This window comes from Methylobacterium sp. E-005 (genome assembly GCF_022829725.1).
GTDB lineage: Bacteria > Pseudomonadota > Alphaproteobacteria > Rhizobiales > Beijerinckiaceae > Methylobacterium.
The window spans coordinates 72,109-88,223 of sequence record NZ_JAKSYG010000199.1 but is presented as its reverse complement, the minus strand read 5'-3'; the positions used below and the strand labels follow the sequence as shown (position 1 = coordinate 88,223).

Sequence of the window (16,115 nt, the reverse complement as noted above, 5' to 3'; positions counted from 1 at the left end):
TCTGTCACGCCGACATCCGTAGACGCCGCGGTGCTTCCAAAGACGTCGCGGGATGGTGAATCTGCACTGTGAGCCTCCTTTCCGGCAGGAGGAGATTGGTAACCACGCCGCCCCATCATGCCGCCGATCCGCGCCGAGTCGGGCGCCGTCGGGAGTGTTGCGTATGGGCCCGGTCCGTTCCCGCCGTCATGCCCGCCCGGGGGCCGCGCTCGGCGCGGGCCTGTCGCTGTTGACGCTGCTCGCCGCCGTCGACGCGCGGGCGCAGGGCGCGCCGGCGGTCGCGGCACCGGCAAGCGCGAACCCGACTCCCGTTCCGCCGGCCGCCGTCCCGGTCTCCCCGCCACCGGCCGCGCCGGAAGGCGGGGTCCCCAAGGGACAGGAGGCCAAGGCCTTGGAGCTCAAGGCTTCGGAGACCAAGGCTTCGGAGATCAAGGCTTCGGAGTCGAAAGGCGTCGAAGCGCGGGCTGCGGAGCCGAAGCCCACCGCGTCCGGATCGAGCGAACCCAAGCCTGCCGTAGCAGCGGCGCCAGATACAAAGCCGGCTCAGGGCATGCCGCAGGAGGTCGCCAAGCTTCCGCGCGAGGCGGCGCCCCTGGTCTACGCCAAGGTCTCGACCGACCCGAGCCCGACGCTGACCGCGCGCACCTTCCTCGACACGCTGCGGGCTGCCGAACGCTACGCGGCCTTCGCGGAGGCCGGTGGCTGGGAACGGCTGCCCGAAGACCTCGCGCGCCTGAAGCCCGGTGAGCGCAGCCCGGCCATCCCGGCTTTGCGCCACCATCTGACGCTCACCGGCGATCTACCGGCTGACGCGCCCCCGAGCGACCGCCTCGACCCGCCGCTGGTGGCGGCGGTCTCGGCCTTCCAGGCCCGTCACGGGCTGCCCGACAGCGGCATCCTCGGGCGGCTCACCCTCAACGCGCTCAACGTGCCCGCGACCGTGCGCCAGAAGCAGCTCTCGGCGTCAGCGGCCCGGCTGATGGGCTCGAAATTCCCGTTCGGCGAGCGCTACATCGTGGTCAACATCCCCTCGGCCGCCGTCGAGGCGGTGGAGAACGGCACGGTGGTGCGCCGCTACGTCGCCGTCGTCGGCTCCCCCGACAAGGCCACACCCCCGGTGGAGACCCGGATCACCGACATCAACTTCAACCCAACCTGGACCGTGCCGGCCTCGGTGGTGAAGAACGAAATCATCCCGCAGATGCGGAAGAACCCGGGCTATCTCGCCAAGAACCATATCCGGATCCTCGGCCAGACCGGCGAGGTCGACCCGACGAAGATCGATTGGGCCGGCCAGAAGGCGGTCGCCTACACGTTGCGCCAGGATTCGGGCTTCGACAATTCGCTCGGTCAGGTCCGGATCGACATGCCGAACCGCTTCGCCGTCTACATGCATGATACGCCGGCGAAATCCCTGTTCGCCGCGAGCGTGCGCTTCCACAGCCATGGCTGCGTCCGGGTCGGTCAGGTGAAGGAACTGGTCGGCTGGCTGCTGCAGGGCACGGACGGGCCGAACGGGCCGGGCAGCACCTGGGGGCCGATCGAGATCGAGACCGGCATCGCGGATGGCGAGCGCCGCGACATCAAGCTGCCTAAGCCGGTGCCGGTGACGTTCGTGTACCTCACGGGCTACGCCACCCCGGACGGAAAGGCGCATTTCCGGGACGACATCTACAAGCTCGACACGCCGGCCGCCGAGCCGGCGGCCACGGGGGCGATCCCCCCGGCCAGTGCCGGGGCTGCGGTGAAGCCGGCGGCCGGCAATCCCCCAAGCCGGAAGGCCATCCCGTCCGCCGCCCTCGCGAAACCGATCCCGGCGGTCAAGCTCGAGCCGGTCAGGCCCCGGGCAGAGCATCGGCCGTCGGAGCCGGCGACCCGCGTCGACTGACGCCAGTCCGGTCAGACGAGGCGCGGCGAAGCCGGCCGATGGGGCCGGATCAGTCCGCCCCTGCCTCGGCGAGTCGGGCCGCATAGCGGGCGATCAGATCGACCTCCAGGTTGAGCCGGTCCCCCGCGCGGCGCTCGCCCCAAGTAGTGACCTGAAGGGTGTGCGGGATCAGCAGAACCGAGAACAGGTCGTCCTGAACCGAATTTACGGTGAGCGAGGTGCCGTCGAGGCAGACCGAGCCCTTCTCGGCGATGAATTTCTTCACGGCGGCCGGCGCCCGCAGGGTGAAGCGCTCGCTGGCGCCCCAGGCATCGGCCGTCACGGTCTCGCGCTCCACGATCTCGGCGAGCCCGTCGACATGGCCGGTCACCAGATGGCCGCCGAGCTCGTCCCCGATCTTGAGGGAGCGTTCGAGGTTGATCCGCGTGCCCGCGACCCAGGAGCCTACGGTGGTGCGCGCCAGGGTCTCGGCGGCGGCGTCCACCGCGAAGACGCAACCGCCCTCGGCCGGCTCGACCGAGACCGCGGTGAGGCATGGGCCGGAACACGCGATCGAGGCGCCGAGCGCGATGCTGGCGGGGTCGTAGGACGCCTGAATGGTGATCCGGCGCAGGTCGCCTTCGCCTGAGACCGAAAGCACCGCGCCGACATCGCTGACCAACCCCGTGAACATCGCTCAAATCCCGTTGCGTTCGTAGGTTACGGCCGTGTCGGAGCCGAGCTGCAACCGCTCGGCCTCGCGGAAGCGCGCGCCCGCCAGGGTCTCCGCCAGGGTCGGCCCCAGGGCCGGCAGGCCGCCCCCCGGACCCAGTTCGACCGGCCCGGTGACCAGGGTGCAGGTATCGATCAGATCGGCCCGCGCCAGCGCCTCCGCAAGGCGGGGGCCCCCCTCGCTGCACAGGCGGGTCAGGCCGCGCTCGCCCAGATGCGCCAGGGCGGCCGGCAGATCGATGCCGCCGGCCGCGTCCCCCGGGACGGTGGCGACCGCGACCCCCAGGGCCTCCAGGGCCCGGCGGGCATGGGCCGGGGCGGAGCGGGTGGTCAGCACCAGGGTCGGCGTGTCGCGGGCTGTCCGGGCCAGGACGCTGGCGGGCGAAAGCCGCAGATGCGTGTCGAGGACGATCCGCAGGGGCGAGCGCCCGGACAGCCCCGGCAGCCGGACGGTGAGCGACGGATCGTCGGCCCGGGCGGTGCCGATGCCCACCAGGATCGCATCGGCATGGGCCCGCCAGAGATGGACCGCCCCGTCCGCCACCGGCCCGGTGATCCGCAGGCGCTCGGGGCCCGCCGCCGCGCAGAAACCGTCGCGGGTGCGGGCGAGCTTCAGGTGCAGGGCCGGGCGGCCCCGGGTCACCCGGGTGACGTGGCCGCGATGGTCGCGCGCCGCCTCGTCCCGCATCAGCCCGGTCTCGACCGCGACGCCCCCCTGCCGCAGCAGATCGTGGCCGCGCCCGGCCACCCTTGGGTCGGGATCCTCCAGGGCGCTGACCACCCGGGCGATCCCGGCGGCCAGGATCGCGTCCGTGCAGGGCGGCGTGCGGCCGTGATGCGAGCAGGGTTCGAGCGTGACGTAGAGCGTCGCGCCCCGGGCGGCCTCACCGGCGGCGGCGAGCGCCAGGGGCTCCCCGTGCGGTCGGCCAGCCGGCGCCGTCGCCCCGGTCCCGAGGATGCGCCCCGTCCCCGGGTCGACCACGACGGCGCCCACCGACGGGTTCGGCCAGGTGGTGCCGAGGCCCCGCCGGCCCAGCGCCAGAGCGAGGCGCATGAAGTGCGTATCGTCGCTCATGCGCGTCCGGCGCGGCGGCGTGGTGGCTCGGGCTCCGGCTCGACCTCCGGGTCCGGTGCGGCCGCCGTCAGCAGGGGGCCCTCGCCGAGGGTCCCGAGCAGATCCTCGAAATCCTTGGCCTCGCGGAAATTCTTGTAGACGGAGGCGAAGCGTACATACGCCACGTCGTCGAGGCCTTTGAGCGCCGCCATCACCAGCTCACCAATCGCCTCGGAGGTCACCTCGGGCTCGCCCGCGCTCTCGAGCTGCCGCGTGATGCCGCTGATCAGCCGCTCGACCCGCTCCGGATCGACGGAGCGCTTGCGCAGGGCCACGTCGATGGAGCGCTGGAGCTTGTCCCGGTCGAAGGGGACGCGCTTGCCGGAGCGCTTGAGCACCACGACCTCGCGCAGCTGCACGCGCTCGAAGGTGGTGAAGCGGCCGGCGCAATCCGGGCAGACCCGGCGGCGCCGGATCGCGGCGCCGTCCTCGGAGGGCCGCGAGTCCTTCACCTGGGTCTCGGAGCCGCCGCAATAGGGACACCGCATGGATTTCGGTACTCGGACATGGAAACGGCCGCGGATTGATCCGCGGCCGTGTCCTAGACTACGCGTGGCCGGCCCGGAAGGTCGGCCGCTTCAGGCTTCAGCCGTAGATCGGGAACCGGTCGGTCAGCGCGTGGACGCGGCGCTTGACGTCGGCCTCGACCGCGCTGTCGCCCGCCTCGCCCTTGGCGACGAGCCCGTCCAGCACCTCGACGATGAAGCCGCCGATCTGCTTGAACTCGGCGACGCCGAAGCCGCGCGACGTGCCGGCCGGGGTCCCGAGGCGGATGCCCGAGGTGATGGTCGGCTTCTGCGTGTCGAACGGCACGCCGTTCTTGTTGCAGGTGATGTCGGCGCGCGACAGCGCAGCTTCCGCGGCCTTGCCGGTGAGGCCCTTCTTCTGGAGGTCGACCAGCATCAGGTGGTTGTCGGTGCCACCCGAGGTGATGTCGTAGCCGCCCGACATCAGCGTGTCGGCGAGCGCCTTGGCGTTCTCCACGACCTGACGGGCGTAGATCTTGAACTCGGGCTTCAGCGCCTCGCCGAAGGCCACCGCCTTACCGGCGATGACGTGCATCAGCGGGCCGCCCTGGAGGCCGGGGAAGATCGCCGAGTTGAACTTCTTGGCGAGCGCCTCGTCGTTCGTGAGGATCATGCCGCCGCGCGGGCCGCGCAGGGTCTTGTGCGTGGTGGTGGTCACGACATGGGCGTGCGGGAACGGCGACGGATGCACGCCGGCGGCGATCAGCCCGGCGAAGTGGGCGGCATCGACCATGAAGTAGGCGCCGACCGAATCGGCGATCTCGCGGAACTTCGCGAAATCCCAGTGGCGCGGGTAGCCGGAGCCGCCGGCGATGATCACCTTCGGCTTGTGCTCCTGCGCGAGCTGGGCGACCTGATCCATGTCGATCCGCTGGTCGTCGCGGCGCACCGTGTAGGAGACCGGCTTGAACCACTTGCCCGAGACGTTCGGCGGGGCGCCGTGCGTCAGGTGACCGCCGGCGGCGAGGTCGAGGCCGAGGAACGTGTCGCCGGGCTGCATCAGGGCCAGGAACACGCCCTGGTTGGCCTGGGAGCCGGAATTCGGCTGCACGTTGGCAAAGCCGCAATCGAACAGGCGCTTGGCGCGCTCGATGGCGAGATCCTCGGCGATGTCCACGAACTGGCAGCCGCCGTAGTAGCGCCGGCCCGGATAGCCTTCGGCGTACTTGTTGGTCAGCACCGAGCCCTGCGCCTCCAGCACGGCGCGGGAGACGATGTTCTCCGAGGCGATCAGCTCGATCTCGTGCTGCTGCCGGCCGAGTTCCTTGGCCACCGCCTCGGCGATCTCGGGATCGGCCTCGGTCAGCGGGGCGGCGAAGAAGCTGTTGGAGAAGTGCTTGTCGGCGGCGGTACCGGCGCTCATGGTCTGCCTCTGTTCTGGTAGGGGCGATGCCCGGCCTTTCGTCGGCGTGCACGGGCGGGCGTTCGAACGCGGATTTCTACACGGGCCTAACCCTCAGGCCAAGCGCAGGCATTTTGGACCGCGCCCAAGAATAATTTGTCGCAGGCCGGCTTCGCTCGGAGGATCGGAAGGTCCGGATGCGTGCCGTCGCAGGCAACGAGTCGCTTGACGCTGGAAAGATCAGCGTGAGATAGATTTTGGACCAGCACTGCATCGCATCACGTAACTTGCGGTGGCGCGCGACGGCGACTGCCTTGTGGTTTTGATATGAAAGATGATTGAGACCATTATTAGTTCAAATTATTTGATCCATCAAGGACCATACTTTCATGTCTATGGAAGCCATTGCCTTTTGCACGCGACCGCTGTCTGACGTCGCGGAATGGCAGGCCGCCCTGGAAGCGGTCGGTTTCGATATGACGCTCGACGTCGACCGCATTCCTCCCGATTCGACCGGCTACTTGCCGGCGACTTGGCAGGGTCGCGAGGTCGGGTTCGAGTGCTCGGTCATTCCCCTATCCGACCTGACAGAAACTTACCCGGAGATCGACTTCGGGGGACCATGGGCTTGCATTTATGACTTCTACTTCTCCACGTTTCCGGGCTGCGCCGGTGCCTGGATGGCGGTCGCCGCCTGCGTGAACCGATCAGGTGGCATCGCCTTCGATCCGCAGGACAGCAGCTTGATCGTCGCTCAAGATGCGATCCGCTACGCCCAGAAGGCATTGGTCAGCCTCCTTCGGGAGGAGGCGTCGCTTCGCAACCCTCCGGCCGGCTGAGGCCGATCCGGAAGCCGGTCTCCGGGTTTCCATCAGCCTTGGATCGAGAGGTTCGTTTCGATCAGCACCGTCTCGGTCTCGAATGCGGCCGCATGCCACGCCCCGGCGGGGAAGTGGAACACGCTGCCGGCGGAGAACGGCCAGCGACCCTGCTCGGTCTCCAGGGTCCCTGAGCCCGAGACGACCTGCACGAACTGCTCATGATCGTGGCTGTGGCGCGCCGCCGAGACGCCCGCCGGCACCACCACCCGCACGAGGCTCGCGCCCAGGCCCGGGATCGCACGCTTGGCGACACCGTTGGCCGCGACGCTCTCCGCCCGGTCATCCCAGGCAGTCAGGTGGTCGGTCATCGCTGCATTCCCCCGGCGGTAGGAGGTGTCGGTCGGACACCGGCCACGACAGATGCGTGGTCAATCCGCTCGGTCAACGGCCGTTGCGGGCCTGCCGCCTGCGTCAACCGGTCCCGCCCTGGGGCGGACGTCCGCGCTTGGGCTTCGCGGCCTGCGGCTCGTGCGGCGGCGCGGCAGCCGGCGCGCCCCGCGGACCGTCATCGGGCGCCCCTTTCGTCGGCCAGAAAGTCTCGAACAGATCCTGCATCGCCCGGATGTTGTTGCCCTGTACCTCCGCCCCGGTGCGCAGCATCTGCTGGATCATGTCCGAGCCGGACTCGCCCGGCTTCGCCTCCGGCGGTTTGGGGGGCGGTTTAGGCGCCGGGGCCTCGGCGGGCAGGAACGCCCGCGCCATCTCGGCCCAGGCCGGGCCGAAGGGGAACGGCACCGGCGGGGGCGGCGCGCTCGCCCGCGCCTGGGCGGGCGCGGCCTGCGGCTGGTTCAGCAAGACGTGGACGATGCTGGCCACCACGGCGCCCGCCATCATCGGCAGCATCTGGCGCAGCACCTGCGCGCCGACGCCGCTCGTGGCCGAGGCCTGCTGCAGCACCCCCTGCAGCAACTGGGCCGAACCGAACATCTGGCTGAGGGCATCGAGCCCCTGCGGCGCCGCGGGGCGCGACGCGTCGGACAGGCCGAACATCCGGGAGAGGCCGCTCGGATCCATGCCGACGCTGCGCTGGAGGCCGAGGGTCAGGGCCGGCATGAGGGCCTCGAAGGCGCGGGCCGTCTGCTCGGTCGTCAGGCCGAATTGCTGACCCAAAGCCTGGAACCCGGCTTCGCCCTGGGCCTGGAACATCTCGAGCGGGTTGAACATGACGCCTTGATCCTGGCCCGGTCAGACCGGCCGGGGCGAGCATCGTGACCCGTCGCGCGGCGAAATACCAGTTCCCACCCGTTTTACTTGTGCTCAGTGCCGCCCGACCGTCGCCTTCAGCTCGCCGGGCCGGGATGGGCATGGCCCACCGGCAGGGGCGCGGCGCGGTGGGGCGCCTCCGGCGTGCCGGTGGTCGGCAGGAGGTTCGGCCCGGCGCCCTCAAGCCGATCGACGGTGCGGCGCGCGAGCAGAAATCCCAGCACGCCGAAGATCAGTGAGCCGAAGCCCATGCCGGCCACGACGCCCCGGGGGCCGTAGAGCGCCGCCCCGATCAGGCCGGGCGGGATGGTGCCGAGTGTCGCCCGCCCCCAGTTCAGCAGTGTCGAGCGTAACGGGAAGCCGAGATTGTTGAACGCGGCGTTGCCCAGGAACAGGAGGCCGTTGAAGAACCAGATCGCGCCGCCGACCTGGCAGAAGAAGCCGAACAGTTCGGCCGCGACGCCGTGCAGGCCGAACAGGGCGGCGATCGGGCCGCGGGCGAGCGCCAGGACGAGCCAGACCAGGCTGACGTAGGCGAGCGTCACCCCGGCGGCGGCGCGCAGGACGCCGCGCATCCGGTCGAACCGGCCCGCCCCCCAGTTCTGCGCGAGGATCGGCCCGATCGCCCCCGACAGGGCGAACAGGCCACAGAAGGCCACCGGCGTCAGGCGGTCGATCACCGAGGCGGCGGCCACCGCTTCGGTTCCATAGCCGGCATAGAGGTGCGCCAGGAAGGCGCTCGCCGCCGAGGGCGCGAGGTTGGTGAGGATGGCGGGGCCTGCGACGACCGCCAGGGCGACCGCGTCGCCCCGGAGATCGACGCCGCGGGGCCGGCCCAGGAGCCCGTGCCGGGCGACATCGCGCAGGCCCACCACCACGAAGGTCGCCCGCGCCACGCAGACGGTGATGGCCGCGCCCTCGACGCCGAGGCCGGCGGCGAAGATCAGCAGCGGGTCGAGGAACGCGGTGACGACGGCGCCAGACAGCGTGACCAGCATCGCCTGCCGCGCGGCGCCGACTGCCCGAAGCAGCCCGGTGAACAGCATGCCAGCAGCGAGCAGCGGATTCGACAGCAGGGTGATGTGCAGGAACAGGGTGGCCACCCGCAGGGCCTCGCCGCGGGCTCCGATCAGGGTCAGGAGCGGCTCGGCTGAGAGCGCGATCAGAACCGCGATCAGGGTGGACACCAGGGTGCCCAGCGCCAGCGCCGAGGTCGCGAGGCGGCGGGCCGAGGCCCGATCGTGCGCGCCCACGGCTTTGCCCACCAGGGCGCCCGCGGCGATCATCAGTCCGATATTCACCGCGGTGGCGAAGAACTGCACGATCCCCGCGAATCCGACCGCCGCGGTGAGGTTCGGGTCGCCCAGCGTCGAGACGTAGAGCAGCGACAGCAGGTCGACCGCGAAGATCGCCATCAGCCCAACCGAGCCGGTGGCACCCATCACCACCACGTGCCGCAGGATTGATCCCGTGACGAAGCGGCCCCTCTCCGTCGGCGGCAGGCCGTCAGACATCGTGCGCGTCAGGCATCGGGATGATCAAGGATCCTTACGCATCCCGGATGCCACCTTCCGTCTCCAGTTCCGCCTCCGGATCGCCCTCGGCCTCGGCGGCCTCCACCTCCTGCGGGGCCAGCGCCGGCTTCTCGAGCACGCGCTCGGCCGCCTCACGCCGGTCGCTGCCCACGAGGTCGCGGGTCTCGGTGCTGAGCGCCCTTGCGGGCCGGATCGGGACGGTCAGCGGCTCGGGCTTCAGTTCCGCGGCGGCGCCGCGCATCCAGCTGGACCCGTCCGGCAGGGCGCCCGCCTGCTGCAGGACGAGGCGGGCGATGTCGCGCTTGCGCACATCCTCGGTCCGGGCGGAAGCGGCCTCCGGCGACAGGCCGAGCGCCTCCAGCGCCGCGCGCCCGAAGGCGAGCGCCGATTCCGCGGTCTCGCGGATCTGGAAGTCGACGTCCCGGTTCATGAGCTCCACCGCGTGCAGGCGGTCGTAGGCCCGCACATAGGTGCGCACTTCGGAAAATTCCTCGTGCACGATGTCGACGATCTTCAGGGCGCCCTCCCGGTCGTCGACGCAGATGCAGACCAGCTCGACCCGGCCGATCCCGGCGGCGCGCAGCACGTCGAGCCGCGTGCCGTCGCCGTAATAGATGCGGAAGCCGAAACGCGAGGCCGCGCGGAGCTGTTCCACGTCCTTGTCGATGACGGTGGCGTTGATGCCCTCGGCGAGCAGCACCTGGGTCAGCAGCTGCCCGAACCGGCCGAAGCCGATCACCAGGACCCGGGCATCGCCGCTCTCGGCCAGTTCGGTGGAGGGCTCCTCCAGCGCCAGGGTGCTGCGCGCGTTGCGCCGCTCGATCAGCTTGTCGAGACCCTTGGCGGCGATCGGGCCGATCAGCATGGTCAGCGCAGCGAGCGCCACCGCGAAGCGCGTCGCGGTGGCGCCGGTGAGGCCGAGATCCGCCGCCTGCGGCAGCAGCACGAAGGCGAACTCGCCCGCCGGCGCCAGGACGGCCGCGCCCCGCAACGCCCCGAGCGTGTCCGAGCCGAACAGCCGGAACAGGCCGGCCACCAGGGCGACCTTCACCAGGATGGCGGCGAGCGTCGCCCCGAACAAAGCCGGCCAGACCTCGCGCACGAGGGTCCCGTCGATCGACATGCCGACGCTCATGAAGAACAGGCCGAGCAGCATGCCGCGGAACGGCTCGATATCGGCCTCGAGCTGGTGGCGGAAATTCGACTCGGCGAGCAGGATCCCGGCGAGGAACGCGCCCATCGCCATCGAGAGGCCGACCTGCTCCATCAGCAGGGCGGTGCCGAGCACGACGAGCAGCGCCGCCGCGGTCATCACCTCGCGGGCACCGCTGGCCGCGAGCAGCCGGAAGAACGGGTTCAGGCCGTAGCGTCCGACGAGGACCACGGTCAGGATCGCGGCGAGCGCCTTGCCGGTGGAGGTGGCCGCCTCCCCAAGCCAGGATGCGTCGCTCCCCCCGCCCGCCGAGGCCAGCAGCGGCATCAGGGCCAGGATGCCCACCACCGAGAGGTCCTGGAACAGCAGCACCGCGAAGGCGCGGGCGCCATAGGCGCTGTTCAGGTCGCCGCGTTCCTCCAGGAGCTGCAGCGCCACCGCGGTGGCCGAGAGGGCGAGCGCGAGGCCGATCACCGCGGCCGCGCCGAAGCTCAGGCCCGCCAGCATGCCGGCCCCGCCGAGCACCAGGGCGCAGACGACGAGCTGCGCGGTGCCCAGCCCGAAGATGTCGCGCCGCATCGAGACGAGCTGCGTCAGGTGCAGTTCCAGTCCGACGATGAACAGCAGCAGCACCACACCGATCTCGGCGACGCTGGCGGCGGTCTCGGGCTCGGCGATCAGCGACAGGCCGGAGGGCCCGATCAGCACCCCGGCCACGAGGTAGCCGAGCACGGCGCTCTGGCCGATCAGCCGGAAGATCGGCACGCCGATCACCGCCGCCGACAGGAAGGTCAGGACCGGCGGCAGGAAGCTCGCATGTTCGACGGGGCTCGCCATGAAGATCGTCCCGGCGCTTCGTCTACGGTTCGCACGCGCAGCATCGGCTTAGCGCGAGCGGCGCCGGGATGCGAGCCGGAAGCGCGTGCCGTTCGGCACCGACGGGCACCGACGAGCTCCGGCGGGCCGGATCAGCGCGGCAGCCGGGGCCGGGCGGGGCGCGAGCCGTCGATGAACTCCAGGCCGCCGGCCGCGCTCAGCATGTGCAGGCGGGAGCCCGGCCAGGCCGCGCCGGGGCCGAGGCGGGTCTCGACCCGCTGGGCGTAGCCCTCCTCGTCGAGGCGCAGGATCCGCGCCAGGCCGAGCGCCGCGCCGTAGCCGCCGCGGCAATCCTGCACCGGCCGGATCAGGGCACCGTTCCGCGCCACGACCGGCCCGGCGGCCCGGGCCGAGCCGACATCGATCAGCACCGGGTTGCGCCGGTGCGGCGTCCAGGGACCGCGGAAATGCGGCGCGTGCCAGAGATGCAAAGTGTCGGAATAACTGCCGCCCCCGGCCCGGACCGTGGCGAACAGCCACCATCGGCCGCCATGCTGCAGCAGCGTTGCGTCGCTGGCCACGACCCCCTCGACCAGCACCGCCTCGTGGACCCAGCCTCGCGGGAAGGCGGTGGCGCGGTAGAGATCGATCGTTCCGGAGGCGTGGGATTCCGGGATCATCCAGACCTGCCCGTCCGCCTCGAACACGAACGGGTAGGAGAGGTGTGTCTCAAGCTCCAGCACCGGCTCCGGGCGGCCCCGGGGACCGCTGGCCTCGAAGCCGACCGCCGAGATCACCCCCTTGCCCCGGCGGTAGTCGAACTCCTCGACGAACAGGGTCACGGCCCCGTTCCGGGCGATGGCGAACGGGTCGGCGTAGAAGCGGCGCCCGTCATCGGGCAGGTCGTTCCAGCCGCTCTCCGGGTGATGGCGCAGGTCGATCAGGTCCGGGCCGACGACCTGCCGCCAGCCCACCCGCCATTGCGGTCCCTGGAAGCACAGGGTGTAGAGCCGGCGGGCGATCTGTCGGGCGAGGCCCCCGGCGGCGCGCCGCCCGGCCCCGAACCCGTCGAGGTCGAAGGCCCGGCCCGGCTGCAGCGGCGCCTCGGCACCATCGGGAAGCGTCGGCGATGCGGCTCCGTCGAGGGCGGCGGCGATCAGCGTGATCGTCCGGGCGAGGTAATCCTCGAAGGCGGCCAGCATCACGCTGTGGGATTCGGCCCCGAGGCGGCCCACCGCGACCGGCGTCCCATCCGGGCCGCGCAGGGCCGCCACCGGCGCCCGGCGGGCGAACAGGGCGGCGAGCAGGCCCGCCTCGCCCGGCACACCGTCGAAGTCGAGCCGCCAGACCGGCGCCGCGGTCGGGGTGGCGGGTGCGCCCGCGAGGTCGAGGACGACGTCGTCCCCGGCCGTCACAGCCTCGTCCGGCCCGACCTCGTAGGGGGCGAGGGCGACCGGCTCGGCCGCGGTGGCGAGGCCAGGCCGAGGCAGCCCGTGAATCGCGGCCTCCAAGCGGAACAGCAGTTCGGCATTCGCCGGAAGGCCGCCCCCCGGTGTGACCCAGGCGATCCGGACGCGCCGGTCGGGGCGCTGTCCGATCTGGTCGAGGAGGCGGATATGCCAACCGCGCAGGGATCGGCGGTCGAGGCGCACGGTCACGGACCGCACGGCGGAACCTGGGCGGGGCACCTGGAGGCCGGAACTGGCCGGAGCCCGACCGCCGACCGTCGACCGGTCCGAACCGCCGATCACGCGCTCCATCAGCCGAACGACCTCGCGCTCGGCCAGGCGTATTGCGTCACGACGCGCACTTTGAAGGGCCCTGGAAAGCGCCCTCAGACGGCCGTCAATACGGTCGAAGCGGGCTCGGAAGCTGTTGCTTGGTGGCACGATCCAGCAAGACCGATCGGTTGTCCACCAGAACAAGCCAGCCATGCCGTGCGAATCCTGCGGACGTCATCAAAAATTGATGCGTTTCGTCCGGCATCGTAAATCTCTGTTGCAGGCCGTGATACCATGTCACGCGGCTGATCCGGGGCTCGCCCGGGAACCCCCCGTCCGGCTGAGCCGTTCGCTCGGTCAGACGTTTTGGAGACAGGACATGACGCGCAAGACGCTGACGATGCCGCTCGCCGCGATGCTCCTCGTCGCCGCGCCGGGTGCAGCCTTCGCGTTCGGGGGCGGCGGCGGTGGGGGCGGCGACAGCGGCAGCGGGCTTTCGCCCTATGCAGCGCTCAGCGGCAACGACCGCTCGGCGGGCGTGAACAACGGGAATTACCGCGACCCGGCCCTCGATCCCTACATCCGGACCTATGATCCGGAGGCCGCCGCCCGCTACGTCGCCCCGCCGGCCGCGCAGCCGCGGCTGCGCATGCGGCCCTATTACGGCCATCCCTACTGAGTCGGTTTGTTGCCGGCCCCGCTCCGGGGCCGGTGGGGATCAGGAGCGTTCGGATTCCGTCGCGGTCCGAACGCGCGTGAGCGTCCAGGCACCCCCTGAGGGTTTGCACCCGGTGCCGCGTACGAAGCGGTTGCGCTGTGGCCCGACCACCGATGCCAGGAAGTTGCGGCAGATCAGGTCATCCGCCACGTAAGGCAAGCCGGTGGGATTGACCGTGCCGTGCAGGCCCGTCTCGGGGTTGTCCCACTTCACCGGGCGCCCGTTGCCCTGCGGATCCAGCGCGACGGTCAGGGCGGCCCGGGCCCGCCGCCAGTCCTCCTCGGCAAGGTCCTTGCCGAAGCTCAGCGGCCGCTTCTCGATGCTCCCGGTGACGGTGGGCTCCGCGACGATCGGCGGCGCCTCGGTCTCCCCGCGAAAGACCAGCAGCGGCTGGCTGCAGCCGCACAGGACCAGCATCATCGACAGCGACAGTGCAGCCGCGCCGAAGCGTGACCGCCGCCGTGACCCTTTACACACGCATCGCCGCATTACACCTGACTCACGACGGGCTTTCCGCTCGACCGAACATGCCGATGTCGGTGCCCCCTCAGGCCCCAGGACGCGGCAGGCAGGAGTCTTGGCGTGGATCAGTTAAGGACCGATGACCCGCAAGCTGCGGACTTCACGCAGAGCGACGACCCCGTCGCGCTGTTTGCCGCCTGGATGAGGAAGGCCGAGGCCGCAGAGCCCGAGGATCCGAACGCGATGGCGCTCGCCACCGCCGGGGCCGACGGGCTGCCCGATGTCCGCGTGGTGCTTCTGAAGGGTTTTGACGCGCGCGGCTTCGTTTTCTACACCAACGCCCAATCGGCCAAGGGCGAGGAGCTCGCCCAGAATCCACAGGCGGCGCTCGTGCTGCACTGGAAGAGCCTGCGGCGGCAGGTGCGCGCCCGGGGCCAGGTCTCCAAGGTGAGCCCGGAGGAGGCGGATGCCTATTTCGCAAGCCGCCACCCGGAGAGCCGCCTCGGCGCGATCGCCAGCCAGCAATCCCGCCCGCTCGCCGACCGGGCCACGCTGATGGGTGCGGTGGCAGAACTCGCCGAGCGCTACGGGGACGGGCCGATCCCCCGGCCGGAGCACTGGACCGGCTTCCGCATCGCGCCGACGAGCATCGAGTTCTGGCAGAACGGCGATTACCGCCTGCACGACCGGGTTCGCTTCACCCGGGCGGGTGACGGCTGGAGCCGCGCGCGGCTCTATCCCTGAGATCCTGGCCCCGAAACGAAGAGAGCCCCGGCGGGGCCGGGGCTCTCGATCGTGCGGAGCGATGCGACGGGGCTCAGGCCTCCTCGCCGTCCTTCTTCTCGTCCTCGGCGGCTTCGGCCTCGGCCTCGGCCTTCTCCTCGGCAGCCTCGTTCGACTGTGCCTCGGCGATGGCGGCCTCCTCGGCCTCCACCTCGGCGCCCAGCACGGTCGGCGGCACGATGTTGGCGACCGGGTCGGTCTGCTCGCCGGTGTAGGTGCCGGCCGGGATCTTGATGTCGGAGACGTGGATCACGTCGCCGATGGCGCGGCCCGTCAGGTCGACCTCGATCGCATCGGGGATCTGATCGGGGGCGACGTCGAGGCTCAGGGTGTGGGCCACGATGTTGAGGGTGCCGCCGAGCTTCTTGATGCCGGGGGCCTCGTCCTCGTTGACGAAGTGCACCGGCACCTCGACCGTGACGGTCTGGCCCAAGACGACGCGCAGGAAGTCGACGTGCAGCGGCACGCCGCTCACCGGGTCGAGCTGGAAGTCGCGCGGGATCGCACGGATCTTCTTGCCGCCGGCGTTGATCTCGAACAGCGTGGTCTTGAAGCCGCCGGCGTAGATCAGGGTGCGGGTGCGGATGAGGTCGACCGCGATGGATTGCGGCGGCTGGCCGCCCCCGTAGATGACGGCGGGAACTTGGCCCTGGCGACGAACGGCCCGGGCGGCCCCCTTGCCGACCCGGTCGCGTGCCACGGCCTCAAGCGTCTTCACAGCGCTCATGGCGTGATCCTTCTGATGGCTGGAGCCGGAACGCGAAAAAGCCGCCCGATGTGGACGGCTCCCGACCTTCCCGGCGCGCCCCTGCCTCCAAGGGTGTCTCGGGGGCGCGGGGTGCGCTTACACCGATGGGGGTGGATTGGCAACGTTCGGGTGGCGCCGCCATGCGGCTGCGAGCCCTCTCCAGAGGATTATGTCGATGGCTTCCTCCCGGCTTGGCCGCTCCGGCCTCGACAGGCGCCACGCATCGATCGCGCCCAGGACATCGCCGGGGATCGTCGATGCCTCGGCCAGCTGAAGCGCCGACGCGGCCACACCGAATTGGCTCAGGGCGAAAGGCGAGTTGCCACTCGGCGTCAGGTGCAGGGTCACGGAGATCCGCTCGCCGCTCGCGAGGCGATCGACGGTGTCGTGGGCGTCTCGCAAATCCAGTCTTTCTCAAGATCGCCGCACCGATCGCATGCGTCCCTTCTGAATGCACGACACACACTGGATCACAGACCCAGGTGTATGACATAGTCATACACAGCCTTGAGC

Annotated in this window: 16 protein-coding genes; 4 read left to right on the top strand and 12 right to left on the bottom strand. The window is 70.8% G+C overall.

The features are described from left to right. Positions 1 to 163: 163 nt before the first annotated feature. A complete protein-coding gene (locus MKK88_RS22580) occupies positions 164 to 1,888 on the top strand; it encodes a murein L,D-transpeptidase (protein WP_244003692.1) in 1,725 nt (574 codons plus the stop codon). 49 nt (positions 1,889 to 1,937) lie between these two features. On the opposite strand, the gene MKK88_RS22575 is transcribed toward MKK88_RS22580, so the two are convergent. The 4 genes from MKK88_RS22575 to glyA all read right to left on the bottom strand — a co-directional run bounded on the left by MKK88_RS22575 (position 1,938) and on the right by glyA (position 5,603). Further along, positions 1,938 to 2,561 (bottom strand): riboflavin synthase, encoded by a 624-nt coding sequence (locus MKK88_RS22575; RefSeq protein WP_244003690.1) that lies wholly within the window; start codon positions 2,559 to 2,561, stop codon positions 1,938 to 1,940. A gap of 3 nt (positions 2,562 to 2,564) precedes the next feature. After that, the gene (gene ribD / locus MKK88_RS22570) at positions 2,565 to 3,674 is read right to left on the bottom strand and encodes a bifunctional diaminohydroxyphosphoribosylaminopyrimidine deaminase/5-amino-6-(5-phosphoribosylamino)uracil reductase RibD (RefSeq protein WP_244003688.1); all 1,110 of its coding nucleotides are present in this window, start codon (positions 3,672 to 3,674) and stop codon (positions 2,565 to 2,567) included. Continuing rightward, positions 3,671 to 4,201 (bottom strand): transcriptional regulator NrdR, encoded by a 531-nt coding sequence (nrdR, locus tag MKK88_RS22565; protein ID WP_244003686.1) that lies wholly within the window; start codon positions 4,199 to 4,201, stop codon positions 3,671 to 3,673. The genes ribD and nrdR overlap by 4 nt, the downstream gene beginning before the upstream one ends. Before the next feature lie 97 nt (positions 4,202 to 4,298). Further along, the gene (gene glyA, locus MKK88_RS22560) at positions 4,299 to 5,603 is read right to left on the bottom strand and encodes a serine hydroxymethyltransferase (protein ID WP_244003684.1); all 1,305 of its coding nucleotides are present in this window, start codon (positions 5,601 to 5,603) and stop codon (positions 4,299 to 4,301) included. 368 nt (positions 5,604 to 5,971) lie between these two features. Between glyA and MKK88_RS22555 the strand changes: the two genes are divergently transcribed. Next, positions 5,972 to 6,421, top strand: a complete 450-nt coding sequence (locus MKK88_RS22555; protein ID WP_244003682.1) for a hypothetical protein — start codon at positions 5,972 to 5,974, stop codon at positions 6,419 to 6,421. A 32-nt stretch (positions 6,422 to 6,453) separates the two neighbouring features. Here MKK88_RS22555 and MKK88_RS22550 read toward each other — a convergent pair whose 3' ends face one another. From MKK88_RS22550 to MKK88_RS22530, 5 genes are all read right to left on the bottom strand, one after another. Continuing rightward, a complete protein-coding gene (locus tag MKK88_RS22550) occupies positions 6,454 to 6,771 on the bottom strand; it encodes a cupin domain-containing protein (protein ID WP_244003680.1) in 318 nt (105 codons plus the stop codon). A 103-nt stretch (positions 6,772 to 6,874) separates the two neighbouring features. Next, positions 6,875 to 7,627: a DUF937 domain-containing protein gene (locus tag MKK88_RS22545; protein ID WP_244003678.1), complete on the bottom strand. Its 753-nt coding sequence runs from the start codon at positions 7,625 to 7,627 to the stop codon at positions 6,875 to 6,877. 116 nt (positions 7,628 to 7,743) lie between these two features. Continuing rightward, positions 7,744 to 9,180 (bottom strand): MATE family efflux transporter, encoded by a 1,437-nt coding sequence (locus MKK88_RS22540; protein ID WP_244003676.1) that lies wholly within the window; start codon positions 9,178 to 9,180, stop codon positions 7,744 to 7,746. 34 nt (positions 9,181 to 9,214) lie between these two features. After that, a complete protein-coding gene (locus tag MKK88_RS22535) occupies positions 9,215 to 11,191 on the bottom strand; it encodes a monovalent cation:proton antiporter-2 (CPA2) family protein (protein ID WP_244003674.1) in 1,977 nt (658 codons plus the stop codon). A gap of 131 nt (positions 11,192 to 11,322) precedes the next feature. Next, a complete protein-coding gene (locus MKK88_RS22530; RefSeq protein WP_244003671.1) occupies positions 11,323 to 12,930 on the bottom strand; it encodes a formyl transferase in 1,608 nt (535 codons plus the stop codon). 340 nt (positions 12,931 to 13,270) lie between these two features. Here MKK88_RS22530 and MKK88_RS22525 point away from each other — a divergent pair, with 340 nt between their 5' ends. Next, positions 13,271 to 13,570 (top strand): hypothetical protein, encoded by a 300-nt coding sequence (locus MKK88_RS22525; protein WP_244003669.1) that lies wholly within the window; start codon positions 13,271 to 13,273, stop codon positions 13,568 to 13,570. A 39-nt stretch (positions 13,571 to 13,609) separates the two neighbouring features. Here MKK88_RS22525 and MKK88_RS22520 read toward each other — a convergent pair whose 3' ends face one another. Next, positions 13,610 to 14,098, bottom strand: a complete 489-nt coding sequence (locus MKK88_RS22520) for an RT0821/Lpp0805 family surface protein (RefSeq protein ID WP_244003667.1) — start codon at positions 14,096 to 14,098, stop codon at positions 13,610 to 13,612. 93 nt (positions 14,099 to 14,191) lie between these two features. Between MKK88_RS22520 and pdxH the strand changes: the two genes are divergently transcribed. Further along, positions 14,192 to 14,815: a pyridoxamine 5'-phosphate oxidase gene (pdxH, locus tag MKK88_RS22515; protein ID WP_313902342.1), complete on the top strand. Its 624-nt coding sequence runs from the start codon at positions 14,192 to 14,194 to the stop codon at positions 14,813 to 14,815. A 73-nt stretch (positions 14,816 to 14,888) separates the two neighbouring features. Here pdxH and MKK88_RS22510 read toward each other — a convergent pair whose 3' ends face one another. Further along, positions 14,889 to 15,581 carry a 50S ribosomal protein L25/general stress protein Ctc gene (locus tag MKK88_RS22510; protein WP_244003665.1) on the bottom strand — a complete coding sequence of 231 codons (693 nt, stop codon included), beginning with the start codon at positions 15,579 to 15,581 and terminating at the stop codon, positions 14,889 to 14,891. Positions 15,582 to 15,698: 117 nt separating this feature from the next. Further along, the gene (locus tag MKK88_RS22505) at positions 15,699 to 16,004 is read right to left on the bottom strand and encodes a hypothetical protein (protein WP_244003663.1); all 306 of its coding nucleotides are present in this window, start codon (positions 16,002 to 16,004) and stop codon (positions 15,699 to 15,701) included. Between the last annotated feature and the right edge of the window lie 111 nt (positions 16,005 to 16,115).